Raw genomic sequence first — 24,675 nt, 5'->3', positions numbered from 1 at the left:
CCCCGGGAAGAACCTAGTCGCGACGCAGACTCGGCTTGAGGTCCTTGAAGCGGCCGAGCAGGCCGTTCACGAACGACGGCGACTCGTCGGTGGAGAACTCCTTGGCGAGCTGCACCGCCTCGTCGATCACCACCGCGTCCGGAGTCTCGTCCACCCACACCAGCTCGTACGCGCCGAGCCGGATGATGTTCCGGTCGACGACGGGCATCCGGTCGAGCGTCCAGCCGACCGCGTAGGTGGCGATGAGCTCGTCGATCCGGTCCGCGTACTGCGCGTACCCCTCGACCAGCTCCATGGTGTACTCGCCGACCGGCGGCTGCCGGTCGTCGGTCCGTGCGTGCCGGACCCAGTCCGCGAGGACCGTCTGCACGGTCGCCCCGCGCTGGTCGGCCTCGAAGAGGATCTGGAAGGCGCGCTTACGGGCCTTGTTCCGGGCAGCCACGGTTAGCTGTTCACCCGGCCGAGGTACTCGCCGGAGCGGGTGTCGACCTTGATCTTCTCACCGGTGGTGATGAAGAGCGGCACACCGATCTCGAAGCCGGTCTCCAGCGTCGCGGGCTTGGTGCCGCCGGTGGAGCGGTCGCCCTGGACGCCCGGGTCGGTGTGCTGGATCGTCAGCTCGACGGCGGCGGGCAGCTCCACGTAGAGCACCTCGCCCTCGTGCTGGGCGACGCTGGCGGTGAAGCCCTCGATCAGGAAGTTGGCGGAGTCACCGACGGCCTTGCGGTCGATGTGCAGCTGGTCGTACGTCTGCATGTCCATGAAGACGAAGTAGTCGCCGTCCATGTACGAGAACTGCATGTCACGGCGGTCGACGGTGGCCGTCTCGACCTTCACACCGGCGTTGAAGGTCTTGTCGACGACCTTGCCGGAGAGCACGTTCTTCAGCTTGGTGCGCACAAAGGCAGGGCCCTTGCCGGGCTTGACGTGCTGGAACTCGACGACGGACCAGAGCTGGCCTCCGTCGAGCTTGAGCACCATGCCGTTCTTGAGGTCGTTCGTGGAAGCCACGGTTGCGGAATCTCCTGGACTGACGCTGGTGGACGACCGAGGAAACGCGCTGCCGCGAGGCTAGAGCGCGAGCAGCTCCTTGGTCGTGATGGTGAGTAGCTCGGGTCCGCCGTCCGCCTCCTGGCGCACGACGAGCGTGTCATCGATCCGGACACCGCCCCGGCCCGGGAGGTGGACCCCCGGTTCGACGGTGACCGGCACACAAGCGTCCAGTTTACCCATGGCCGCAGGGGCCAGCTGCGGGTCCTCGTCGATTTCGAGCCCGACGCCGTGCCCGGTGAGCGGCGCGAGCCCCTCTCCATGACCCGCCGAGTCCAGGATCTGGCGGGCCGCGCGGTCCACATCGCGGAACGCTGCGCCCGGCACGAGGGTCTCGCGGGCGGCCCGCTGAGCGGCGAAGACCAGGTCGTAGAGCTCGATCTGCCAGTCCGACGGGGTGGTCCCTATGACGAACGTCCGGCCGATCTCGCAGCGATAGCCGCGGTAGTTGGCGCCGACGCAGACGGAGAGGAAATCACCCTCCTCGACCCGGCGGTCCGTGGGACGGTGGCCGCCGCGGCCCGAGTTCGGGCCGGTGGCGACGGAGGTCGCGAAGGCGGGACCGTCCGCGCCGTGGTCGACGAGCCGCCGCTCCAGCTCCAGGGCGAGATGCCGCTCGGTGCGGCCGACCAGGATCGACTCCAGCAGTTCGCCGAGCGCCTGGTCGGTGATCTCGGCCGCGATGCGCAGGCAGGCGATCTCCTCCTCGTCCTTGACGATCCGCTGCTGCTCGACGGCGAAGCCGAGGTCGGCGAGGCGCAGCCGGGGTGCGACGGAGCCGACCGCGCGGTGCCTGGCGACGGTGAGATGGTGCTCCTCGACGGCGAGCGACTCGACGCCGGCCGTGCGCGCCAGCTCGGCGGCCGCGACCGCCGGATCGCCGGCCGACGTCGGCAGCACGGTCAGCTTCAGCTGCTCGTCGGGGCGGCCTTCGGCCGGGTCGCCGGTGGGCGTGCCGGGGCAGAGCAGTGCGTCGTCGACGGGTCCGAGCAGCAGTACGGCCCCGGGCGGTGCGCCGCCCGCGAGGTAGCGCACATTGGCCGGGCGGGAGACCAGGACCCCGGCACTGCCGGTGGCCGCGCACCGGTCACGCAGCCTGTCGCGGCGGACCCCATACACCTCTGACATGCCCCGAGCGTACGAGCGCCCGAGCGCTCCGGCCTGGTCAGCGCGTCCGACCGGGGGTGGGCACGCGGATGCGCCGGTTACCAGTTCGGCGGACTGGCGATGGAGCGGGCGAGCACGTCGTCGAGGACGCGGGCGGTGGTCTCCACGTCGTACTTCGAGTTGTCGATGATCGGCAGGCCGGAGCCGTACCAGCCGGCCATCCGGCCGTGGATGCTGGCGACCTCCTCGTCCGAGAGGCGGCGGTTGCCGCTGCGCTCGGCGTTGCGCTCCAGCACGACCTCCAGGCCGGGGAGGAGGACGACGGGCAGCAGGCCGGGGCCGACATGGCGCTTCCAGCCGCCGAGCCCGACGACGGGACGGTCCGGGAAGACGGCGTCGTCGAGGATGCAGGAGATGCCGTTGGCCAGGAAGTTGCGCGCGGCGAAGCCGCAGGTGCGGCGGGCCAGGCGGTACTGCGCCTCGGAGTGGTCGTTCCAGCCGGACTGGGGGTCGGCGAATCCGGAGCAGACCCATTCGCGTACGTCGTCGAGGCTGATGTGCGCGGTCGGCACGCGGCGGCTGGTGGCCCAGTGCCGGGCGACGGTGGTCTTGCCCGCGCCGGCCGGCCCGATGAGCAGCACGGCGAGCGTGGCCGTACCGGTGCCGCTGTCGGCGGGCGGCGCGGGTATGGGAACCGGCCCGCCGGGCGGCAGCTGGATGTGCCCGCTGGTCGCGTCCCGCGAACCGGCGCTCCACCCGGGAGCAGGCTGCCCCTGCGGAGTCTGCCCGGCAGGCGGAGGACCCTGCGGCGGGGGCCCGGAAGGAGCCACCGGCGGCGGCCCTGCGGGCGCGTGGCCGTGCGGCGGAGGGCCCGCGGGAGACCCCGGCGGAGGTGGCGGCCCGGCCGGAGCCGCGGGCGGACGTCCACCGGGACCCGCGGGCGAGTGGGCCTGGGGCGGATGCGCGGGCGCGGCCGGTGGTCCGGGCGGCGGGCCCGGGTGGTGGGGGCCGGGTGTCCAGCCGGTTTGGCCTTGCCCCGGTCCGTGGGGCGGTGGCAGCGGAGCCCCCACTGCGTGCTGCATCCGGTGCCACTCCGTCTCGTACGACTGACGCTGATCAGGCGGCAACTCGGCCGCCAGTGCTACCGAACGGTACCCCGGGGCGCCGCCGGGATGCCTTCGCATCCCCGGCCGCCACTGTCAGAACGGCCGGGGATGGCCCGAAGTGCCCTGTTCAGCCTGTCAATTCGCGGCGAGTTCCTCGGCGAGAGCGCGCAGCGCGAGCCGGTAGGAGCCGATCCCGAAACCCGCGACCGTGCCGCTGGCGACCGCGGCGACCACCGAAGTGTGCCGAAATGCCTCGCGTGCGTACGGATTGGAGATGTGCACCTCGATCAGCGGCGCGGTCCGCTGCGCCGCCGCGTCCCGCATTCCGTACGAATAGTGCGTGAAAGCACCGGGGTTGAGGACGACCGGAATCGAGCCGTCCGCCGCCTCGTGCAGCCAGCGGATCATCTCGCCCTCGTCGTTCGTCTCGCGCACGTCGACATCGAAGCCGAGTTCCTTGCCGAGCGTCTGGCAGGCCTCCACCAGACCGGCGTACGAGGTCGCGCCGTAGACGTCGGGCTCGCGCGAGCCGAGCCGCCCCAGGTTCGGTCCGTTGAGCACCAGCACCCGGCGGCTCACGCGGACACCTCCCCGTACGCGGCGAGCAGCACGGCCGGGTCCGGGCCCTCCAGCACGGTCGGCTTGGCGAGTGAGTCGAGGACGATGAAGCGGAGCAGATTGCCGCGCGACTTCTTGTCGACCTTCATGGTCTCCAGCAGCTTCGGCCACTGGTCGCCGCGGTAGGTCAGCGGAAGTCCCACCGACTCCAGGACGGCGCGGTGCCGGTCGGCCGTCGCATCGTCAAGTCGCCCTGCGAGTCTGCCCAGTTCGGCGGCGAAGACCATGCCGACGGAGACCGCGGCGCCGTGCCGCCACTTGTAGCGCTCGTTCTTCTCGATGGCGTGGGCCAGCGTGTGGCCGTAGTTGAGGATCTCGCGCCGTCCGGACTCCTTGAGGTCGTTCGAGACGACCTCGGCCTTCACCCGGATCGAGCGCTCGATCAGCTCGGCGGTGTGCGGCCCCTCCGGCGTACGCGCGCCCTGCGGGTCGGCCTCGACCAGGTCGAGGATCACCGGGTCGGCGATGAAGCCCGCCTTGATGATCTCGGCCATACCGCTGACGTAGTCGTTGACCGGCAGCGAGTCGAGCGCGGCCAGGTCGCACAGCACGCCGACCGGCGGGTGGAAGGCGCCGACGAGGTTCTTGCCCTCGGCGGTGTTGATGCCCGTCTTGCCGCCGACCGCCGCGTCCACCATGCCGAGCACGGTCGTCGGCAGCGCGATCCAGCGCACTCCGCGCAGCCAGGTCGCCGCGACGAAGCCCGCGACGTCGGTGGTCGCGCCGCCGCCGACGCCGACGATGACATCGCTGCGGGTGAAGCCGGTCTGGCCGAGCGCCTTCCAGCAGTACGCCGCGACCTCGACGGTCTTGGCCTCCTCGGCGTTCGGCAGCTGGATCGCGATGGCCTCGTACCCCTGCGAAGCGAGGTCCTCGCGGATCGCCTCGCCCGTCTCGGCAAGAGCCTCGGGGTGCAGCACCGCCACCCGCTGCGCGCGCCCGATCAGCCCGGGAAGCTCGCCCAGCAACTGACGGCCGACCAGCACCTCGTACGGATCGGAGCCGTCCGTACCGCCGACCTGGATTCGGGTCACTGCCTGCTCGGTCATTCGTCCTTCAGCTCCAAAGCGTCGAGGACCGCTTGGGCGACCTCTTCGGGGGTGCGTTCGTCGGTGGCCACGACGACGCGGGCCACCTCCGTGTACAGGTGGCGGCGCGCGTCCATCAGCTCGCGCCACTGGCGGCGCGGATTGACGGCGAGCAGCGGCCGGGCCTGGTTGAGGCCGACGCGCCGGACCGCCTCTTCGACGTCGAGCGAGAGATAGACCACGGGCAGGCCGGCCAGCAGCTCGCGGGTCGAGTCGTCGAGGATCGCGCCGCCGCCGAGCGCGAGCACGCCAGGGTGCTCGGCGAGCGCGGTCCGTACGGCCGCGCGCTCCAGCTCACGGAAGTACGGCTCGCCCGCGTCGACGAAGATGTCGGAGATCTCCCGGCCCTGGGCCGCGACGATGTCGGCGTCGGTGTCCCGGTAGGCGACGCCGAGCCGGTCGGCGAGCAGCCCGCCGACGGTGGACTTGCCGGAGCCCATGGGCCCGACCAGGACGATCAGCGGGGCGCTCACCGGATGCGCAGGTTTTCGAGGTACGAGCGGACGTTGCGGCTCGTCTCCGGGACACTGTCGCCGCCGAACTTCTCGGCGACCGCGTCCGCGAGCACCAGCGCGACCATGGCCTCGGCGACGATGCCGGCGGCCGGCACGGCGCACACGTCGGAACGCTGGTGGTGCGCGGCGGTGGCCTCACCGGTGGAGACGTCGATGGTCTTCAGGGCCCGCGGCACGGTCGCGATCGGCTTCATCGCGGCACGTACGCGCAGCAGCTCACCGGTGGTGAGACCGCCTTCGGTGCCGCCGGAGTGGCCGGAGGTGCGCCTGATGCCGTCCTCGGTGGCCACGATCTCGTCGTGCGCCTGGGAGCCGGGCACGCGCGCGAGCTCGAAGCCGTCGCCGACCTCGACGCCCTTGATGGCCTGGATGCCCATGAGCGCGGCGGCGAGGCGCGCGTCCAGGCGCCGGTCCCAGTGGACGTGCGAGCCGAGCCCCACGGGCACGCCGTACGCCAGCACCTCGACGACGCCACCGAGCGTGTCGCCGTCCTTGTGGGCCTGGTCGATCTCCGCGACCATCGCCTTGCTCGCGTCCGCGTCCAGGCAGCGCACCGGGTCGGCGTCCAGCTTCTCGACGTCGGCAGGTGTCGGGTACACGCCGTACGGAGCCTTGGCCGCGGCCAGCTCCACGACATGCGAGACGATCTCGATGCCCGCCGTCTCCTTGAGGTACGAGCGGGCCACCGTGCCGAGCGCGACACGGGCGGCGGTCTCCCGGGCGCTGGCGCGCTCCAGGATCGGCCGGGCCTCGTCGAAGCCGTACTTCTGCATGCCGGCGAGGTCGGCGTGACCGGGCCGCGGCCGGGTCAGCGGGGCGTTACGAGCCAGTGCTGCGAGTTCGGCGGCGTCGACGGGGTCGGCCGCCATGACCTTCTCCCACTTCGGCCACTCCGTGTTCCCGACCATGATCGCGACCGGGGAGCCGAGGGTGAGACCGTGGCGTACGCCGCCGAGGAAGGTGACCTCGTCCTGCTCGAACTTCATCCGGGCGCCGCGGCCATAGCCGAGCCGTCGCCGGGCAAGCGCGTCCGCCACCATCTCCGTGGTGATCGGGACACCGGCGGGCAGACCCTCCAGGGTCGCCACCAGTGCGGGTCCGTGCGACTCCCCCGCCGTCAGCCAACGCAACCTGCTCAACGGTGCTCCTCCTGCTCGCGCCTGGAACTGCGACGGCGCGACCGGGTGCGCGGCCCTGGCCCGCCACCTCTGATCCTCCCACGTCCGGGACGCCGCACCTGCTCCGGTCCAGCCATCGGACGGCGGGGCGTCAGCGCGTGTCAGCGTCCTGGCGCTGCTGGGGCGCGTAGGCACCGAGGAAGTCGGCCCCGCTCGGTTCCTGCCGCCCGCTCTGTGGAGCGGCGACGGGCGCCACCGACCTCACCGCGCGCCGCTGTGCGAGCTTGCTGCGGATGGACCGGATCCAGCCCGCCACGATCGCCAGGAACAACAGGCACAGCAGCGGGATCTCGAGCCAGTCCGGCAGCAGCCCGATGATGCCGCCGACGATCTGAGACCCGGAACCCGCCTGTGGCTGACCCATGTCCATGGCACTCCCCCCGTCACCTGCACAGAACGCGGTGAGCCTAACGCTCTTCGAGAGCCCTTACGCCCGCGGCCCGCATGACGTCGAGCGGTGCCGGGGCCAGGCCGGTCATCTGCTCGACCTGGAGCACGGCCTGGTGGACGAGGAGGTCGAGGCCGCCGACGACGGCTCCGCCGCGGGCGGACCAGCCGGCAGCCAGCACTGTCGGCCACGGCTCGTACAGCACGTCGAAGAGGGTGCCGGGGCTCTCGGGCACCTCGGCCGCCAGCGCGTCGGTGGTTCCGGCCGGCGTGGTGGCGATGACGAGCGGCGCGCGCAGTGCGACGGCGGCCTCCGCCCAGTCGGCGATGTGCACCTCGACGCCGAGCCGCTCGCCCCAGCCACGCATCTCGGCGGCGCGGGCCGCGCTGCGTACATACGCGGTGACCGGTCCCGTACAGATCCGGGAGAGCGCCGCGAGCGCTGACGAGGCCGTCGCGCCGGCGCCGAGAACCGCGGCCGTTTCGACCTTGTCGACCCCGCGCTCGCGCAGTGCGGCGATCATGCCGGGGATGTCGGTGTTGTCGCCGACACGGCGGCCGTCCTCGGTGAGGACCACGGTGTTGACGGCCTCCACCGAGGCCGCGGTGTCGGTGATCGAGTCGAGCAACGGGATGATCGCCCGCTTCAGCGGCATGGTCAGCGAAAGACCCGCCCAGGAAGGGTCCAGCTCCGCCACAAAGCCGGGGAGCCCGGCCTCGTCGACTTCGAACCGGTCGTACGACCAGTGGGCGAGGCCGAGTTCCGCATAGGCCGCGCGGTGCAGCACCGGCGAGAGGGAGTGGGCGATCGGCGATCCGAGGACCGCCGCGCGCCGCCGGGTCGTGCTCACTGGCCGGACTTCTCCTGCTCCGCTTCGTACTGCTTCCGGTTCTTCTCGTGCTCTGCGTTGGTGACCGCGAAGAGCGTCTTGTCCTCGGTGATCGACACGAAGTAGAACCAGGGTCCCGGCGTCGGGCTGAGCGACGAGCTGAACGCGTCCGGTCCCGGGTTGCCGATGGGACCCGGCGGCAGACCCTTGATGTCGTACGTGTTGTACGGATCGTCGATCTTCCGCAGGTCGTCCACGGCGCCGACGTCGAGCGTGCTCTCGCTCTTGATGTAGTTGATCGTGGAGTCGAACTCGAGCCGTCCGACCGTCTCCAGGTTGTTGGGCTTGAGGCGGTTGTAGACGACCCGCGAGACCTTGTCGAAGTCGTTTTTGTACTTGCCTTCGGCCTGCACGAGGCTCGCGACGGTGAGCACCTGGAGCGGAGTCTTGAGGCCGAGCCGCTTGGCCTCGGCCTTGAGGTCCTTCTTGCCGAACTCCTGGTTGGCCTGGGCGACCATCTTCTTCAGGACGGCCTCCGGCTTCATGCCCTTGGCGACCGCATAGGTCGCCGGGTACAGGAAGCCCTCCAGCGGGTCCTTGATGTCCTTGTTGTCGTCGGCCCAGTCGGGCAGGCCGAGCGATTTCGCCTTCGCCTTCGCGACGGCCTTGGTGGTGCCTGCCTTGATCTCGAGGCGCTTGTCGATCTCCGCATAGATCTGGGAGTTGCGCCGACCGGGCACCACGATCAGGTTGTTGCGGCTGGCCGGGTCGAGCATCGCGTCCACCGCGTTCGCGCCGGACATGCCCTTGGCGAGCAGATAGACGCCCGCCTGGATGCTCTTGCCCTTGGGGTCGCTGTTGGCGGCGGAGACGAACGCGCCCGCGCTCTTCACGATCCCGGCCCGCTTGAGGATGTTGCCGATCTCCTGGAGGCCGGCTCCCTTGGGGATCTCGACCTGCGCGGAGCCGCTGCCGGCGCCGGTGTAGTCCTCGGCCGCGCCGAACTGGCCCTGCCAGAACTGGTATCCGAAGTAGGCGACTCCGCCGAGGCCGCCGACGAGTACCAGCGACACGACCAGGCACGCACAGCCGTTGCGGCTCTTCTTCTTGGTCTTGCCGCGGCGCTCGCTGCCGCCGCCACGGCGCGTCTCGCGCGGGTCGTCGTCGTACTCGCGGTCGTCGTCCCGGTCGTCGTCGCCGGTGAAGAAGGGGTGGGTCTCCTCCTGCTGCGCCTCGGCGTCCCAGTCGGTCTGCTCCGGGGCCGGCTCGGCCCGGCGGCGGCCCGGCGGCTGCGGCGGCGGGTAGGCCTCAGGGGTGGCGTAGTAGTCGGACCCCTGCTGACCGCCGTAGCCGGGCTGCTGGGCGTACGGGTCGGGCTGGCCCGCGCCGTACGGCATGGCCGGCTGCTGGCCCGTGTCCCAGCCGCCGTTGTACTGCTGCTGCGGGTTGTACTGCTGCCGGCCCTGCGGCTGCTGGGGGTACTGCTGCCGGTTCTGCGGCTGCTGCGGGTACTGCTGCGGGTTCTGCGGCTGCTGGGGGTACTGCTGGTACGGGTCCTGAGGACCGCCGTACTGCTGCGGCTGCGGCTGCGGCTGCTGCGGATACTGCTGCTGCTGGGGGTACTGCTGCTGCGGCTGGCCGCCGTAGGGCGCCTGGCCGGGCGCGGCCTGCTCTCCTCGCCATCCCTGATCGCCAAACAAAGGATCATCAGGATGCCACGGTTCGGAGCCGGGGCCCCGGCCATAATCAGTCATCGATCCCCTAGAGCCGCGAGGCGGGCGTAGGACGTTCCCGCCTCTTTTAAGTACGGCAGCTGTTCGAACACCGCCGCATCGCGCGGAACGTTACCGTATCGCGATCAGACAACCACTTCGACGCCCTCGCCCGGAGCAGCTCCAGACGCCCGTTCGGACTCCAGAGCGTTCTGAAGGATCACCACAGCGGCAGCTTGGTCGATGACGGATCGGCCCTTTTTGGACTTCACGCCCGAAGCGCGCAGCCCCTGACTGGCCGTCACTGTGGTCATCCTCTCGTCGACCAGTCGGACCGGAATCGGTGCGATGCCATTGGCGAGCACCTGTGCGAAGGCACGGATCTTGGCCGCGGCCGGGCCCTCACCGCCGCTGAGCGAGCGGGGCAGGCCGACGACCACCTCGATCGGCTCGTACTCCTCCACGAGCTGGCGCAGCCGCCGGTGGGCGGCCGGGACATCGCGTCCCGGCACGGTCTCCACCGGCGTGGCAAGGACCCCGTCGGGGTCGCACGAGGCGACCCCGATCCTGGCGTCCCCGACGTCGATCGCGAGACGACGGCCCCTGCGCATGGCTGCGGTCACGCCGTCTCGGCGACGAGGCGCTCGACGGCGGCCACGGCGTCGCCGATGGCGTCCGGGTTCTGGCCGCCGCCCTGGGCGACGTCCGGCTTGCCGCCACCGCCGCCGCCGAGGGTCTTGGCGGCGGTACGGACCAGGTCACCGGCCTTGAGTCCGCGCTCGCGGGCGGCCTCGTTGGTGGCGATGACGGTCAGCGGACGGTCATTGGCCGTGGTGAACAGGGCCACGACCGCAGGACGGTCGCCGGGAACACGGCCGCGGACGTCGAGCACCAGCCGGCGCAGGTCGTCGGCGGAGGTGCCGTCCGGCACCTGGCCGGTGACGAGCGCGACGCCGTGGACGTCCTTGGCGCCGGCGGCGAGCCCGGCGGCGGCCTGGAGCACCTTCTCGGCGCGGAACTTCTCGATCTCCTTCTCGGCGTCCTTCAGCTTGCCGAGCATGGCGGAGACCTTCTCGGGAAGCTCCTCGGGACGGCCCTTGACCAGCTCCTGGAGCTGGGCGACGACCGTGTGCTCCTTGGCCAGGAAGTTGTAGGCGTCGACGCCGACGAGGGCTTCGATACGGCGCACGCCGGAGCCGATCGAGGACTCGCCGAGCAGCTTCACCAGACCCAGCTGGGCGGTGTTGTGCACATGCGTGCCGCCGCACAGCTCCTTGGAGAAGTCGCCGATGGTCACGACGCGCACGCGCTCGCCGTACTTCTCGCCGAACTCAGCGATGGCGCCCTGCCGCTTGGCGTCGTCGATGCTCATGACCTCGGCGTGCACATCGAGCTCACGGGCCAGCACTTCGTTGATCTTCTGCTCGACATCGGTGAGGACCGTGCCGGGAACGGCCGCGGGCGAGCCGAAGTCGAAGCGGAAGCGGCCCGGCGAGTTCTCCGAACCGGCCTGGGCGGCCGTCGGGCCGAGGGCGTCGCGCAGCGCCTGGTGGGTGAGGTGGGTGGCGCTGTGGGCGCGGGCGATGGCGCGGCGGCGGCGGATGTCGATGGTGGCGTAGGCAGTGGCGCCGACCGTCACCTCGCCGACCTGGACCGCGCCCTTGTGCACGGAGACGCCGGGCACCGGCTGCTGCACATCGCGGACCTCGACGACGGCTCCGCTGTGCAGCTTGATACGGCCCTGGTCGGCGAGCTGGCCGCCGCCCTCGGCGTAGAACGGCGTGCGGTCGAGAACGACCTCGACCTCTTCGCCCTCCGAAGCCGCCGGCGAGGGGACGCCGTTGACGAGCAGACCGACGATCGTGGTCTCGCCCTCGGTGTTGGTGTAGCCGGTGAACTCGGTGGCGCCGGAGCCGTCGGCGATCTCGCGGTAGGCAGTGACATCGGCGTGGCCGGTCTTCTTGGCCTTGGCGTCGGCCTTGGCGCGGTCCCGCTGCTCCTGCATGAGGCGGCGGAAGCCGTCCTCGTCGACCGACAGGCCCTGCTCGGCGGCCATTTCGAGCGTCAGGTCGATCGGGAAGCCCCAGGTGTCGTGGAGCAGGAAGGCCTTGTCGCCGGGAAGGACCGTGGAGCCGACGGACTTGGTCTCGCTGACGGCGGCGTCGAGGATGTTGGTGCCGCCGTTGAGGGCCTTCAGGAAGGCGGCCTCCTCGGCGAGGGCCACGGTCTCGATGCGCTTGCGGTCGGTCTCCAGCTCCGGGTACTGCTCGCCCATCGTTGTGATGACCGTGTCGACGAGCTCGCCGACGACGGGTCGGGTGGCGCCGAGCAGCCGCATGTTGCGGACGGCGCGGCGCATGATGCGGCGCAGCACATAGCCGCGGCCCTCGTTGCCGGGCGTGACGCCGTCGCCGATCAGCATCACGGACGTACGCATGTGGTCGGAGACCACACGCAGCGAGACGTCCGAACCGTGCTCGGCGCCGTAGCGCACGCCGGTGAGCTCGGTGGCCTTGTCGATGACGACCTTCAGGGTGTCGGTCTCGTACATGTTCTGTACGCCCTGGAGGATCATCGCCAGGCGCTCGAGGCCGAGACCGGTGTCGATGTTCTTCGACGGCAGGTCGCCGAGGATCTCGAAGTCCTCCTTGCCGGTGCCCTCGCCGCGCTCGTACTGCATGAAGACCAGGTTCCAGATCTCCACATAGCGCTCGTCGTTGACGGCCGGGCCACCCTCTTCGCCGAACTCGGGGCCGCGGTCGTAGTTGATCTCGGAGCACGGTCCGCAGGGTCCGGGGACGCCCATCGACCAGTAGTTGTCCTTCTTGCCCAGGCGCTGGATGCGCTCGGCGGGGACGCCGACGACATCGCGCCAGATGCGCTCGGCCTCGTCGTCCTCCTTGTACACGGTGATCCAGAGCTTCTCCGGCTCGAGCCCGTAGCCGCCGTGCGCCACCGAGGTGGTCAGCAGCTCCCAGGCGAGCTTGATGGCGCCTTCCTTGAAGTAGTCGCCGAAGGAGAAGTTGCCGCACATCTGGAAGAAGGTGCCGTGCCGGGTGGTCTTGCCGACCTCTTCGATGTCCGGCGTACGCACGCACTTCTGCACGCTGGAGGCGCGCGCGAACGGCGGCTTGACCTCACCGAGGAAGTACGGCTTGAAGGGCACCATGCCCGCGTTGACCAGCAGCAGAGTCGGGTCGTCCGCGATGAGCGACGCCGAAGGGACGACGGTGTGCCCGCGCTCCTCGAAGAAGCTCAGCCAGCGGCGGCGGATTTCAGCCGACTCCATCAGTGGTCCTCATTCCGGTTGTACGAGTTGTGGTTGGACGAGTTGGACGAGTTGTAGGACTGCTTGTTGTACGGGTGCTTGGGCTGGTCGATGGCGGCGAAGCGCCGCTGCGCGGGGAGTTCGGGGTCGGGCTGCGCCTGCAGGCCGAGCCGTTCGCCCAGTTCGGCCTCGCGCTGGACCATTCCGGCCCGGACGTCGAGCGCGAACTCCTTGAGCCCTCGTCCCGCTTCGATCGCCTTGTTCGCCGCCTGCGCGGCCAGGCTCTCGGGGGTCAGCTGCTTGAGCTTGCGGTTGACCTTGGTGGTGGCCCAGACGCCGGCTGCGGCGCCGGCGGTGAACCAGAACGTACGGCGGAACATCTGGTTCAGCCTCTCCGCTTCTTGCGCCGGGGTGCCGGGACGGTGCGGCCGACGATCACCGTGCGGCGGGACTCGGCCGGCGCCACGGTGTCGGGGGCGTCGGTCTTGCGGCTCATCGCCTTGCGTACGCCGTAGCCGAAGGCCGCGACCTTCACCAGCGGGCCGCCGAAGGTCGAAGCGACCGTCGTGGAGAGCGCCGATGCGTTGGAGGTGACGTCCTGGACGTCGGTCGCGATGGCGTCGACCCGGTCGAGCTGGGTCTGTGCGGAGCGCACGGTCGCGGAGGCGTCGGCCAGCAGCGGCACCGCCTGCTCGGTCACGTCCGCGACGAGTCTGGTGGTGGCCCTCAGCGTCTGGGCCAGCCTCACCAGCACCACGGCGAGGAAGGAGACCAGGATCGCCCAGAACACGGCCACCAGGATCCCGGCAACCTCTCCACCGGTCACGCTGCACCGCTCTCTGCTCGTCCGGAAAACCTCGGAAATCGTCCTCCGACCCTATCGCGCCCCGGGTGGGACCCCATACCGCATTAGTGCCGGGCAGGACGGGAGTTGCGGAAGCTGATTGTACGGAGCGCACACGTGTATGTACGCTGCGTGTCTCATGCGGCGCTCCCCTCGGAACGGCTCCTCACCCGACGACCAGCCTCACGAGCAGTCCCCGGCACAGGGCAGTCTCCCGGCAGAACTCAACGCGTTCGTGGGCCGGGCCGAAGAACTGGCCGAACTCGGCCAACTGCTGGAGGGCTCCCGGCTGGTCACCGTCGTCGGGGCCGGCGGCGTCGGAAAGACACGGCTGGCGGTCCATGGCGCGGCCGCACTGCAGAATCGGTACGGCGACGGCGTCAGGCTCGCCGAACTCGCCGCGCTCCGCGACCCCGGGCTGGCCGCCCATGCCCTGATCGAGGCGCTCGGCATCACCGACCACACCAGCCGGCCTCCCCGCGACGTCCTGGTGGACCATCTCGCCGAACGCCAACTCCTGCTCGTCCTGGACGGTTTCGAGCAGCTCGTCGACGAGTGCGCGGCGCTGGTGCACGATCTGCTGCGGCAGGCGCCCGGTCTCCAGGTGCTGGCGGTGGGCCGCCGGCCGCTGCGGCTGGACGGCGAGCTGGTCCTCGCGCTCGCTCCGATGACGGAGTCGGACGCGGTACGGCTCTTCGCCGACCGCGCGTCCCGGGTGCAGCCGCGCTTGTGGCTGACCGACTCCAGCCACGCCCTCGTACGGGAGCTCTGCCGCCGCCTGGACGGGATCCCGCTCGCGCTGGAGCTGGCCGCGGGCCGGCTTCCGCTGCTCTCGCTCGACCAGCTGCTGCAACGGCTCGACGACCGGTTCAAGCTGCTCACCGGCGGCAGCCGGGGCGCGCTGCCGCGCCACCAGACGCTGCGTACCGCGGTGGGCTGGAGCCATGAGCTGTGCACGCCGCAGGAGCGGCTGCTGTGGGCGCGGCTGACGGTCTTCGTCGGCCCGTTCGAGCTGGAGGCCGTCGAGTACGTCTGCAGCGGGACCGATCTGGCCGCGGACGACGTGCTGGACGTGCTCGGCGAGCTGCTGGCCCAGTCCGTGATCTCCCGCGAGGAGACGCCCGCCGGCGTGCGCTACCGCATGCTGGACACGCTCCGGGCGTACGGCGGCCAGTGGCTCGATGAGCTCGGCGACACCGAACGGATGCGCAAGCGGCACCGTGACTGGTACATGGGCCTGGCCACCTGGTGCGAGCTGGACTGGTTCAGTCCGCGTCAGGTGGAGGTCGCGGCCGTCACCGACAGCGCGCTGCCCAACCTGCGGGCCGCTCTGGAGGTCTGCCTGGAGACCGCCGAGGACACGCATCTGGGCCAGTACCTGGCGGGCACGCTGTGGTTCTACTGGGCCGGCTGCGGCCGGCTCGCCGAGGGCAGGCACTGGCTGGACCGCGCGCTGGGCCAGAGCGGCGAGAACGAGGAGTCACGGCTGAAGGCGCTGTGGGTGCTCGGCTATGTGGCGATCCTGCAGGGCGACAACGCCGCGGCCGCGGGCGCGCTGCACGAGTGCCGCGAGGAGGCGGACCGTACGGACAACGCGGTGGCCGCCGCGTACGCCGTCCATCGCATGGGCTGTCTGGCCCTGCTCTCCGACGACATGCCGCGCGCCGAGCAGTTGCTGCGCTCGGCCCTGCGCTCGTACCGGGACCTCGGCGAGCTCAACAGCAATGTGCTGATGGGCCAGGTCGAGCTGGGCATGGCGCTGGTCTTCCAGAACCGGCTGGAGGCGGCGGTCGCGCAGTGCGAGGAGGTCCGGGAGATCTGCGAGGAGCGCGGCGAGCTGTGGACCCGGGCCTATGCGCTGTACGTACTGGCCTACGCGGCGTGGACGGACGGCGAGCACGCCCGGGCGCGTGCGCTGCTGGAGGAGACCATCACCATCGACCACCGGTTCAACGACCTGGTGGGCCTGGTGCTCGCGATCGAGCTGCTGGCGCTGGTGACGGCGAGCCAGGGCGACCCGGCGGAGGCCGCGGTGCTGCAAGGGGCGGCGGCTCCGGTGTGGGACTCGGTCGGCATGCCGCTGTTCGGCTCGGGCTACTTCAGTGCGCCGCGCGCGCTGTGCCAACAGCAGGCGGGCGAGGTGCTGGGGGCCGAGCGGTATGCGTCCTGCGCTCGGGAGGGGCGCGAGCTGTCGCTCGACGCGGCGGTGGAACGGGCGCTCGCCACGCCGGAGCGGCGCATTCCGAAGCCGGGACGGCCGGTGTCGGTGCGCACGGAGGGCACGGGAGTCGTGGAAACGCGAGAGCCCGCCGGCCCCCCCACCGGAAAGGGCGGGGAAGCGGCGGGCTGAAGCGTGAGCTGCGCCGTGATCAGCGGGCGTAGTACTCGACGACCAGCTGCTCGTCGCAGATGACCGGAACTTCCTTGCGCTGCGGGTCGCGGTCCAGGCGGAACGCCAGGGCCTTCAGGTTGACCTGCAGGTAGCGCGGGGTCTCACCGTCGGCGGCGAAGCCACCCTCGCGAGCGACCTGGAACAGGCTCTTCTCGCGGCTGCGCTCGCGGACCATCACGACGTCGTCGGGACGGACGCGGAAGGACGGCTTGTCGACCTTGCCGCCGTTGACCTCGATGTGGCCGTGGACGACCATCTGACGGGCCTGGTAGATGGTGCGGGCGATGCCCGAACGCAGGACCAGGGCGTCGAGGCGGCGCTCGAGCTCGATGACCAGCGCCTCGCCGGTCTTGCCCTCGGCCTTCTTGGCGCGGTCGTACGCGCGGGCCATCTGGCGCTCACTGATGTCGTACTGGGCGCGCAGGCGCTGCTTCTCGAGCAGACGGACCTTGTAGTCCGAGTTCTGCTTGCGGCCACGGCCGTGCTCGCCCGGCGGGTAGGGGCGGGCTTCGAAGTACTTGACAGCCTTCGGCGTCAGCGCGATACCGAGCGCGCGAGACTTCTTGACCTTGGGACGCGACTGGTTAGGCACGTTCTCCAGACCTCCGTTGTAGGTTAGGTTAGGCTCACCTTACTCAAGGAGATCGCATGTCTCGCCCTGGGAACACCAAGCGCATCACGGACAGCACAAAGAACGTCGACGCTTCTCAGAGCGTCGAGGCGACGGAGGTCCGATCAGCTCATGGTCAGCCGCGTCCCAGCGGGCTTGAAATCACTCGGATGCCGTCAGCAGCCGAGCGCACACGAACTCTCGTACAGAGTACATGCTCCGCGGTGCTGCTCATTCCAGGGGTGGAGACCACCCGCCCGGAACAGCTGAGCCCGCAGGCCCGTGTCGTCGGCCCCGACGGCGAGGTGTTCCTGCTCTACCCCGCCGACTCACCGGCCGTACGGGCCGCCACACACGCCCAGGACGACGAGCTGTCCGCCGTGCTGGAGATCACCGATGTCGCGCCGGTCTCGGTGCCCCATCGTATTCGCGGCCGCGCCTGGATCTCCGGCTGGCTGACCTGCGTACCGGGGCTGGCCGAGCCCGGCTTCATGATGCTGCGCCTCGAAGTGGGCGAGCTGTCCGTGGACGACCTGTGGGGCGCGGCGGAGGTCGAGCCCGAGGAGTTCGCGGGGGCCTCGGTGGATCCGGTCGTCGCCCACGAGGCGGAGCTGCTGCAGCATCTGCACTCCGCGCACGGCGAGCAGGTGCAGGGGCTGTCCGCACTGCTCGGCGACCAGCGAGGCGAGGGAGCCGGCGGCGGGCAGCAGGCGGTGCCGCTGGCGCTGGACCGGTTCGGGCTGCGGGTGCGGTTCGTCGGCGAGCGCTGCTTCGACGCGCGCTTCGACTTTCCCGCGCCCGTGCGGGACATCACCGAGCTGCGCCGTGCGATGCACACGCTCTTCGAGGCTGCGGGCCACTGAGCGCCGACAGGCAGACGCTCAGCCGCCGTCGCCACGCAGGCGTTCGCGGACCTTCTCGACCACGTCCGCGTACCGCGCCTCCGCGCCGTACCGCGTCGGTTCGTAGTAGCGCTTGCCGTGCACCGCGTCCGGCGCGTACTGCTGGGGCGCGATGGCGCCCGGCACATCGTGCGGATAGACATAGCCCTGCGCGTGGCCGAGCTTGGCCGCGCCCTTGTAGTGGCCGTCGCGCAGATGCGGCGGGACCGGTCCCGCGTGGCCGGCCCGGACATCGGCGAGCGCCGCGCCTATCGCGGTGGTGGCCGCGTTCGACTTCGGGGCGAGAGCGAGCGCGATGGTCGCGTGGCTGAGTGTGAGCGCGGCCTCCGGGAAGCCGATCATGGCGACGGCCTGGGCCGCGGCGACCGCGGTCGGCAGCGCCGTCGGATCCGCGAGACCGATGTCCTCGCTGGCCGAGATCATCAGCCTTCGGGCGATGAAGCGCGGGTCCTCGCCCGCCTCGATCATGCGGGCCAGATAGTGCAGCGCCGCGTCCACGTCGGAGCCACGGATGGACTTGATGAGCGCGCTCGCCACGTCGTAGTGCTGATCACCGTCGCGGTCGTACTTCACCGCCGCGCGGTCGACGGTCTCCTCCACCGTCTGGAGGCTGATCTGCGCCTCGCTCTTGTCGAGGGCCGCGCCGGCGGCTGCCTCCAGAGCGGTCAGCGCCCGGCGGGCGTCGCCGCCCGCGATCCGCAGCAGATGCGCCTCGGCGTCCGTCGGAAGCGTGACGGCGCTGCCCAGGCCCCGTTCCTCGGTGAGCGCCCGCTGCACCAGTCCGCGCAGGTCCTCGTCGGTGAGCGGCTCCAGCGTGAGCAGCAGTGAGCGGGACAGCAGCGGCGAGATCACCGAGAAGTACGGATTCTCGGTGGTGGCGGCGATCAGGGTCACCCAGCGGTTCTCCACGGCCGGCAGCAGCGAGTCCTGCTGGGCCTTGGAGAAGCGGTGGATCTCGTCCAGGAAGAGGACGGTCTCCTTGCCGAAGCCGCCCGCGGCCCGGCGCGCGCCGTCGATGACGGCCCGTACTTCCTTGACGCCTGCGGTGATCGCGGAGAGCTCGACAAAGCGTTTGTTCGTGGCCTTGGAGACGACATACGCGAGGGTCGTCTTGCCGGTGCCGGGCGGGCCCCACAGGATCACGGACGAGGGTCCGGCCTTGCTGGTGCCGCCCGAGGCGCCCTCGTCGACGAGCCGGCGCATCGGGGATCCCGGCTTCAGCAGATGTGCCTGGCCGACAACCTCGTCCAGGGTGCGCGGGCGCATCCGGACGGCCAGCGGGCTGCTGGACGGATCCTTCTCCTGGCGTGCTTCGGCGGCTGCGGTAAAGAGGTCGGGCTCCACGCTGTGAAGCCTATGTCAGAGGTCTGACAGTCCCGTCCGGTCCGTCAGCTGGTCCAGAAGTCCCACCAGCGGGTCAGGATCAGCATGCCGATGATCCCGATCCACAGCACCGGCGGCAGCCAGTGGAACTCCAGCAGCACCTTGCGCAGCCCTTCAGGCACCTTGATGATCCGGTGCTTGATGTTGTGCAGCGTGACGTAGCAGAACATCACGATCGTGGCGACCCAGGCCAGCGAGCACCACAGGCACAGCGCGTTGATCTCGTACAGCGACTGGTACTGCAGCCACGTACAGAACCCGACCCCGAACAGGCACCCGGCGTTCAGGCCCAGCCAGTACCAGCGCCGGTAACGCGCACCGGCCAGCAGCGCCACACCGATCGCGATCACCATCGAGTACGCCACCAGACCCAGCATCGGATTCGGGAACCCGAACGCCTCCGCCTGCTCGCTCTTCATGATGTTGCCGCAGGAGACCACCGGGTTGAGACTGCACCCCGGCGTGAACGACGGATCCTCCAGCAGCTTGAACTTGTCGATCGTGATGATCCACGAAGCCAGCAGCCCCGCCGCACCCGTGATGATCAGCAGCCAGGACAGCTGACGGCTGCCCCCGATCGTGCCCTTGGAACCGTCCGCTTGCTCCCCGGAGGACACGTCGCCAACCGCTGCAGTCGTCATATCGCCGTTCCATCGCTCAGTAGCCTGCTCGGGCACGGTCATTCTGCCGCACCGCCTCCACTGTCCACCGTTCGATGGACATAAGCATGTACGCACGGTCGTCCCGCGGAATCCGGCCCGCGAGGACGCTGAGTTGCATGACAGAACTCGCGGTGAACGTACGCGGACTTCGTAAGCGCTACGGCGATGTGACGGCGGTCGACGATCTGGACCTGGGCATCCGCCGGGGAGAGGTCTTCGGGATCCTCGGCCCCAATGGAGCGGGCAAGACCACGACGGTGGAGATCCTGCAGGGGCACCGCAGCAGGGACGCGGGCGAGGTGACCGTTCTCGGCGCCGATCCGGCGACCGGAAACCGCCGGTGGCGGGCTCGAATCGGCATCGTCTGGCAGGACGAATCCGCACCCGCCGAGTTGACGGTCAGGGAGACGGTGTCCCACTTTGCCCGTTACTACCCGAAGCCCCGGGATCCCGAGGAGATCATCTCGCTGGTGGGCCTCGAGAAGAAGGCGTCGAGCCGGGTCAAGGGGCTCTCCGGCGGCCAGCGGCGCAGGCTCGATGTGGCGCTGGGCGTGATCGGCGGGCCCGAGCTGCTGCTGCTCGACGAGCCGACGACGGGCTTCGACCCGGCCGCCCGGCGGCAGTTCTGGGACCTGATCCGCCGGCTCTCGGACGAGGGCACGACCATCGTTTTGACCACGCACTATCTGGAGGAGGCCGAGGCGCTGGCCGACCGTCTCGCGGTGATCGCGGCGGGCACGGTGGTGGCGCAGGGCACTCCGGCCGCACTGCGCGAGGAACACGGCACGGGGGCGACGGTCACATGGACGGAACCGGACGGCTCACCGCGCACCGAGCGGACGGCGACCCCGACCCGTACCGTCGCGGAGCTGATCCGGCGCTTCGACGGCGAGATCCCGGGCCTGACGGTCACCAGACCGACGCTCGAGGACGTCTATCTGCGGCTGACCGGACAGGAGACCTCCCGATGACCACCACGACGGATTCCACGGTCGCCGCCACCGACACCCAGCGGCTGCCGAACGCCTGGAAGCTCGGGCTGCTGCGCGGCGGGCTCGAAGTGAAGGCGTTCTTCCGCCAGCGCGAACAGGCCGTCTTCACCTTCGCCTTCCCGATCGTCTTCCTCTTCCTCTTCGCGTCGATCTTCAGCGACGACGTGGAGGGCGCGGGCATCACGGCATCCCAGCTCTATGTGCCGGCGATGATCGCCGCGGGCCTGATGTCGACGAGCTTCCAGTCGCTCGGCATCTCGATCGCGATCGAGCGGGACCAGAAGCAGCTGCGGCGGCTGCGCGGCACACCGATGCCGCCCGCCGCGTATTTCCTCGGCAAGGTGTGGCTCGTACTGGTCACCGGACTGCTGGAAACCGTGGCCCTGCTGGTCGTTGGAACCGTGTTCTACGATGTGGATCTGCCGGACGGGGTCGGCGAATGGCTCACTCTCGGATGGATATTCGTCCTCGGGCTGACCGGATGCGCTCTGCTGGGTATCGCGATCAGCAGTGTGCCGAAGACCGGTCAGAGCGCGACGTCCGTGGTGGTACTGCCGTTCCTGGTGCTGCAGTTCATCTCGGGTGTGTTCATCGCCATCGACACCATCCCGGACTGGATGCTGAACATCGGCGCGCTGTTCCCGCTGAAGTGGATGTGCCAGGGCCTGCGCGGAGTGTTCCTGCCGGAGTCGGCCGCCGTGCTGGAGCAGGCGGGCAGCTGGGAGTACGGCCGTATCGCGCTGGTACTGGGCGCCTGGTGCATCGGAGGACTGGTGCTGTGTCTGCTGACCTTCCGCTGGAAGAGCCGGCGCGACGGCTGAGCGATCCGAGCGTGGCGCGCTACGGAGACGTGACGGGCGACCGGGACGCGGTGGACCCGGTCGACCGGGACGCGGTGGACCCGGACGTGTGGAACCGCAGTTTCCTGGCGTGGGACCTGTACTTCGCCGTTGTCTTCACGGCGACGCTGGTCTTCACGCTGCTCGCGCCGAGCTCCACCGAGCCCGTCCGGATCGCCGCCGCGGCACTCCTCGTACTGCTGGTGCCCTGGTACGTGGGGGTCGGGCGGCGCGAGCTGAAGGCGCAGGGCGCCGACGAGCGGCGCTCGGTGCAGTACGTCGCCGGTCTGGTGGTGCTGTTCCTGTTGCCGGCGATCCTGGTGGGCGAGACGCGGCTCGCGACGTTCGCGCTCGCCCCTCAGTGCTTCATGCTGCTGCGGCTGCGGCCGGCGATGGTGGCCGTTGCGGTCATCAACGTCGGCCCCATGGCCGGGTGGGCGGCACTGTGGCGGCCCGACGGCCAGGCCGTCTTCTTCCAGTCGCTGTTCGCCGTCGTGACGCTGGGCTTCTCGGCGGTCTTCGGCAGCTGGATCATCCGGATCATCGAACAGAGCAAGGAACGCGCCGCGCTGATCGCCGAGTTGGAGGCCAGCCGCGAGGAGATCGCGCGGCTCTCCGCGGAGCGTGGCGCGCTCGCCGAGCGGGAGCGGATGTCGCGCGAGATCCACGACACGCTCGCGCAGGGCTTCACCAGCCTGCTGATGCTGGTCCAGGCGGTGGATTCGGAGCTGGAGCGTGATCTGCCGCAGGCGCGCCGTCATCTGGATCTGATGGCGGACACGGCCCGGCAGAACCTCGCGGAGGCGCGGGCCCTGGTCGCCGGCGGCGCGCCTGCCGATCTGAACGGCAGCTCGCTGCCGGCCGCCTCCGTCGAGGTGACGGGCAAGGCCCGCCCGCTGGCGCCGGCGCTGGAGGTGGTGGCGCTGCGGACCTGCCAGGAGGCCCTCGCCAACGCGGCGAAGCACGCGGGTCCCGGGGCATCGGTCTCCATCGCCGTCGAGTACACCGACGCGGTGCTGCGTCTCGCGGTACGGGACACGGGCCGCGGCTTCGACGGCGTCGTACCGCTGCGCGGCTACGGGCTGAGCGGGCTGCGGTCCCGCGCGGCGGAAGTGGGCGGCAGCGCGGAGGTGCGCAGCGCGCCGGGCCGGGGTACGGCCATCGAGGTAGTGCTGCCGTTGCCCCTGCCGTCGCCCGAAACCGCTTCTGTGCCCCCTGCTGAGCCCGCTGCTGAGCCCGCGTCCGAGGAGATCCGAACGTGATCCGCATACTGCTCGCCGACGACCATCCCGTCGTACGGGAGGGCCTGCGCGGCATGCTCGGCGCGGAGCCCGATCTGACGGTGGTCGGCGAGGCGTCCAGCGGCCCGCAGGCCGAGGCGCTCAGCGCCGAACTGCGCCCGGACATCGTCCTGATGGACCTGCGGATGCCGGGCGGCGGAGGCGTCGAGTCGATCAACCGGATGCGGGTGGCTGGTCTGCCGTGCCGGGTGATCGTGCTGACGACGTACGAGACGGACACCGACATCCTGCGGGCGGTGGAGGCGGGGGCCGCGGGCTATCTGCTGAAGGACCTGGCCCGAGGTGAACTGGCCGACGCGGTACGGGCGGCGGCCCGCGGCGAGACGGTCCTCGCCCCGTCGGTCGCCGCCCGCCTGGTCGACCAGCTCCGCAGCCGCCCGGAGCTTCCCCGCCTCTCGGACCGCGAGACCGCGGTGCTGCGGCTGGTCGCGGAAGGGTGCACCAACGCGGAGATCGGCCGGCGGCTGTACATCGGCGAGTCGACGGTGAAGACCCATCTGCTGCGGGTCTCGGCAAGTTGGACGTCGACGACCGCACGGCGGCGGTGACGCGCGCGATGCGGCTGGGGCTGCTGTGAGGGGCCGGGGCCAGTGGGGTGTCTCTCCCCTTGGCCCCGGCCTCTCGTCAGGACAGGCGCGTGCGGAGCGTCTCGACGACCTGGGACACCGGCACCGGGGCCTGCTCCCCCGACTCCATGTCCTTGAGCTGGACCACCCCGTCCGCGAGATCCCGCTCCCCCGCCACGAGCGCATACCGCGCCCCCGACCGGTTCGCGCTCTTCATCGCGCCCTTCAGGCCCCGCCCGCCGTACGCGAAGTCCGTCGCCACGCCCGCCTTGCGCAGCTCCGTGACGACGCCGAACAGCACGCGCCGCGCCTCCTCGCCGAGCGGTACCGCGAACACGCTGGTCGTGGAGGGGAGTTCGAGTTCGATGCCCTCCGCCTCCAGCGCCAGGACCGTACGGTCGACGCCCAGCGCCCAGCCCACCGACGGCAGCGCGGGGCCGCCGATCATCTCGGAGAGGCCGTCGTAGCGGCCGCCGCCGCCGACCGCGGACTGCGAGCCGAGACCGTCGTGGACGAACTCGAAGGTCGTGCGCGTGTAGTAGTCCAGGCCGCGCACCAGCTTCTCGTCGTCCTCGAAGGCAACGCCCGCAGCGCCGAGCAGCTCGCGCACCTCTTCGTGGTACGCCTTGCACGCGTCGCACAGGTAGTCGCGCAGCAGTGGCGCGCCCACGAGCTGCTTCTGGACCGAGTCCCGCTTGTCGTCGAGGACGCGCAGCGGGTTGATGTCGACCCGGCGGCGGGTGTCCTCGTCGAGGTCGAGCGCGCGCAGGAAGCCCTGGAGCGCGTCGCGGTAGACGGGACGGCACTCCTTGTCGCCGAGCGAGTTCAGCAGGATGCGGAAGTTACTGAGGCCCAGCGAGCGGTACGCCTGGTCGGCCAGGATGATCAGCTCGGCGTCCAGCGCGGGGTCCTCCGCGCCGATCGCCTCGGCGCCGACCTGCGAGAAGTGCCGGTAGCGGCCCGCCTGCGGCTGTTCGTAGCGGTAGTACGAGCCCGAGTACCAGAGTTTGACGGGCAGGTTGCCGACCCTGTGGAGGTTGGCCTCGAGCGCCGCGCGCAGCACGGACGCGGTGCCCTCGGGACGAAGTGCCAGCTTGTCGCCGCCCTTGGTCTCGAAGGCGTACATCTCCTTGGAGACGATGTCGGTGGACTCACCGACACCGCGGGCGAACAGCTCGACGTTCTCGAAGGCCGGCGTCTCGACATAGCCGTAGCCGGAGTTCTTCAGCGGGACGGAGATCGCCTCCCGGACCGCGAGGAAGATCGCGGATCGCGGCGGGATCAGGTCGTACGTGCCCTTGGGGGCCTGGAAAGTACTCACTTGA

General features: G+C 70.5%; 24 protein-coding genes and 1 pseudogene. 6 read left to right on the top strand and 19 right to left on the bottom strand.

The annotated features are described in order from the left end of the window. Positions 1-13: 13 nt before the first annotated feature. The 15 genes from nusB to ACH4YL_RS17735 form a co-directional block, all read right to left on the bottom strand. Positions 14-442: a transcription antitermination factor NusB gene (gene nusB / locus ACH4YL_RS17805; protein ID WP_398508256.1), complete on the bottom strand. Its 429-nt coding sequence runs from the start codon at positions 440-442 to the stop codon at positions 14-16. 2 nt (positions 443-444) lie between these two features. Beyond that, positions 445-1,011: an elongation factor P gene (gene efp / locus ACH4YL_RS17800; protein ID WP_398508255.1), complete on the bottom strand. Its 567-nt coding sequence runs from the start codon at positions 1,009-1,011 to the stop codon at positions 445-447. A 60-nt stretch (positions 1,012-1,071) separates the two neighbouring features. Continuing rightward, positions 1,072-2,178 (bottom strand): aminopeptidase P family protein, encoded by a 1,107-nt coding sequence (locus ACH4YL_RS17795; RefSeq protein ID WP_398508254.1) that lies wholly within the window; start codon positions 2,176-2,178, stop codon positions 1,072-1,074. A gap of 77 nt (positions 2,179-2,255) precedes the next feature. Beyond that, positions 2,256-3,239 carry an AAA family ATPase gene (locus ACH4YL_RS17790; protein ID WP_398508253.1) on the bottom strand — a complete coding sequence of 328 codons (984 nt, stop codon included), beginning with the start codon at positions 3,237-3,239 and terminating at the stop codon, positions 2,256-2,258. 159 nt (positions 3,240-3,398) lie between these two features. Beyond that, a complete protein-coding gene (gene aroQ / locus ACH4YL_RS17785; RefSeq protein WP_398508252.1) occupies positions 3,399-3,842 on the bottom strand; it encodes a type II 3-dehydroquinate dehydratase in 444 nt (147 codons plus the stop codon). After that, positions 3,839-4,930 (bottom strand): 3-dehydroquinate synthase, encoded by a 1,092-nt coding sequence (aroB, locus tag ACH4YL_RS17780; RefSeq protein ID WP_398508251.1) that lies wholly within the window; start codon positions 4,928-4,930, stop codon positions 3,839-3,841. Before aroB ends, aroQ begins: the two co-directional genes overlap by 4 nt. Beyond that, a complete protein-coding gene (locus tag ACH4YL_RS17775; RefSeq protein WP_398508250.1) occupies positions 4,927-5,442 on the bottom strand; it encodes a shikimate kinase in 516 nt (171 codons plus the stop codon). Before ACH4YL_RS17775 ends, aroB begins: the two co-directional genes overlap by 4 nt. After that, positions 5,439-6,623, bottom strand: a complete 1,185-nt coding sequence (gene aroC / locus ACH4YL_RS17770; protein ID WP_398508249.1) for a chorismate synthase — start codon at positions 6,621-6,623, stop codon at positions 5,439-5,441. The genes ACH4YL_RS17775 and aroC overlap by 4 nt, the downstream gene beginning before the upstream one ends. 130 nt (positions 6,624-6,753) lie before the next feature. Further along, the gene (locus tag ACH4YL_RS17765) at positions 6,754-7,026 is read right to left on the bottom strand and encodes a hypothetical protein (RefSeq protein ID WP_398508248.1); all 273 of its coding nucleotides are present in this window, start codon (positions 7,024-7,026) and stop codon (positions 6,754-6,756) included. A 43-nt stretch (positions 7,027-7,069) separates the two neighbouring features. After that, positions 7,070-7,900: a shikimate dehydrogenase gene (locus tag ACH4YL_RS17760; RefSeq protein WP_398508247.1), complete on the bottom strand. Its 831-nt coding sequence runs from the start codon at positions 7,898-7,900 to the stop codon at positions 7,070-7,072. Then, the gene (gene mltG / locus ACH4YL_RS17755) at positions 7,897-9,633 is read right to left on the bottom strand and encodes an endolytic transglycosylase MltG (RefSeq protein WP_398508246.1); all 1,737 of its coding nucleotides are present in this window, start codon (positions 9,631-9,633) and stop codon (positions 7,897-7,899) included. The genes ACH4YL_RS17760 and mltG overlap by 4 nt, the downstream gene beginning before the upstream one ends. Before the next feature lie 104 nt (positions 9,634-9,737). Beyond that, positions 9,738-10,202 (bottom strand): Holliday junction resolvase RuvX, encoded by a 465-nt coding sequence (gene ruvX, locus ACH4YL_RS17750; protein WP_398508382.1) that lies wholly within the window; start codon positions 10,200-10,202, stop codon positions 9,738-9,740. Between the two features lie 8 nt (positions 10,203-10,210). After that, complete coding sequence (gene alaS / locus ACH4YL_RS17745; protein ID WP_398508245.1) at positions 10,211-12,880, bottom strand: alanine--tRNA ligase; 2,670 nt, start codon at positions 12,878-12,880, stop codon at positions 10,211-10,213. Further along, the gene (locus ACH4YL_RS17740) at positions 12,880-13,239 is read right to left on the bottom strand and encodes a DUF6167 family protein (RefSeq protein WP_398508244.1); all 360 of its coding nucleotides are present in this window, start codon (positions 13,237-13,239) and stop codon (positions 12,880-12,882) included. Before ACH4YL_RS17740 ends, alaS begins: the two co-directional genes overlap by 1 nt. 5 nt (positions 13,240-13,244) lie before the next feature. Further along, positions 13,245-13,685: a DUF948 domain-containing protein gene (locus tag ACH4YL_RS17735; RefSeq protein ID WP_398508243.1), complete on the bottom strand. Its 441-nt coding sequence runs from the start codon at positions 13,683-13,685 to the stop codon at positions 13,245-13,247. Between the two features lie 157 nt (positions 13,686-13,842). Between ACH4YL_RS17735 and ACH4YL_RS17730 the strand changes: the two genes are divergently transcribed. Continuing rightward, positions 13,843-16,053 (top strand): ATP-binding protein, encoded by a 2,211-nt coding sequence (locus ACH4YL_RS17730; RefSeq protein ID WP_398508242.1) that lies wholly within the window; start codon positions 13,843-13,845, stop codon positions 16,051-16,053. Positions 16,054-16,072: 19 nt separating this feature from the next. Here ACH4YL_RS17730 and rpsD read toward each other — a convergent pair whose 3' ends face one another. Next, positions 16,073-16,687, bottom strand: coding sequence for a 30S ribosomal protein S4 (rpsD, locus tag ACH4YL_RS17725; RefSeq protein WP_398508241.1), 615 nt, complete (start codon positions 16,685-16,687; stop codon positions 16,073-16,075). Positions 16,688-16,875: 188 nt separating this feature from the next. Between rpsD and ACH4YL_RS17720 the strand changes: the two genes are divergently transcribed. After that, positions 16,876-17,568: a DUF2470 domain-containing protein gene (locus tag ACH4YL_RS17720; RefSeq protein ID WP_398508240.1), complete on the top strand. Its 693-nt coding sequence runs from the start codon at positions 16,876-16,878 to the stop codon at positions 17,566-17,568. Positions 17,569-17,586: 18 nt separating this feature from the next. On the opposite strand, the gene ACH4YL_RS17715 is transcribed toward ACH4YL_RS17720, so the two are convergent. Further along, a complete protein-coding gene (locus tag ACH4YL_RS17715; RefSeq protein WP_398508239.1) occupies positions 17,587-18,951 on the bottom strand; it encodes a replication-associated recombination protein A in 1,365 nt (454 codons plus the stop codon). Between the two features lie 44 nt (positions 18,952-18,995). Further along, positions 18,996-19,631 (bottom strand): vitamin K epoxide reductase family protein, encoded by a 636-nt coding sequence (locus tag ACH4YL_RS17710; protein ID WP_398508238.1) that lies wholly within the window; start codon positions 19,629-19,631, stop codon positions 18,996-18,998. A 137-nt stretch (positions 19,632-19,768) separates the two neighbouring features. Between ACH4YL_RS17710 and ACH4YL_RS17705 the strand changes: the two genes are divergently transcribed. The 4 genes and pseudogenes from ACH4YL_RS17705 to ACH4YL_RS17690 all read left to right on the top strand — a co-directional run bounded on the left by ACH4YL_RS17705 (position 19,769) and on the right by ACH4YL_RS17690 (position 23,361). Beyond that, entirely contained in the window at positions 19,769-20,623 is an 855-nt protein-coding gene (locus tag ACH4YL_RS17705; RefSeq protein ID WP_398508237.1) for an ABC transporter ATP-binding protein, read from the top strand. Beyond that, positions 20,620-21,465 carry an ABC transporter permease gene (locus ACH4YL_RS17700; RefSeq protein WP_398508236.1) on the top strand — a complete coding sequence of 282 codons (846 nt, stop codon included), beginning with the start codon at positions 20,620-20,622 and terminating at the stop codon, positions 21,463-21,465. The genes ACH4YL_RS17705 and ACH4YL_RS17700 overlap by 4 nt, the downstream gene beginning before the upstream one ends. Then, a complete protein-coding gene (locus ACH4YL_RS17695) occupies positions 21,423-22,745 on the top strand; it encodes a sensor histidine kinase (RefSeq protein WP_398508235.1) in 1,323 nt (440 codons plus the stop codon). The genes ACH4YL_RS17700 and ACH4YL_RS17695 overlap by 43 nt, the downstream gene beginning before the upstream one ends. Further along, a pseudogene (locus ACH4YL_RS17690) lies at positions 22,742-23,361 on the top strand (response regulator). Before ACH4YL_RS17695 ends, ACH4YL_RS17690 begins: the two are co-directional and overlap by 4 nt. Before the next feature lie 47 nt (positions 23,362-23,408). Here ACH4YL_RS17690 and hisS read toward each other — a convergent pair. Then, positions 23,409-24,671, bottom strand: coding sequence for a histidine--tRNA ligase (hisS, locus tag ACH4YL_RS17685; protein WP_398508234.1), 1,263 nt, complete (start codon positions 24,669-24,671; stop codon positions 23,409-23,411). Positions 24,672-24,675 lie beyond the last annotated feature (4 nt).

The organism is Streptomyces sp. NPDC020681 (assembly GCF_044334895.1).
Taxonomy (GTDB): Bacteria; Actinomycetota; Actinomycetes; order Streptomycetales; family Streptomycetaceae; genus Streptomyces.
The sequence above is the reverse complement of the archived record's forward strand: the minus strand, read 5'-3'. Positions and strand labels throughout refer to the sequence as shown.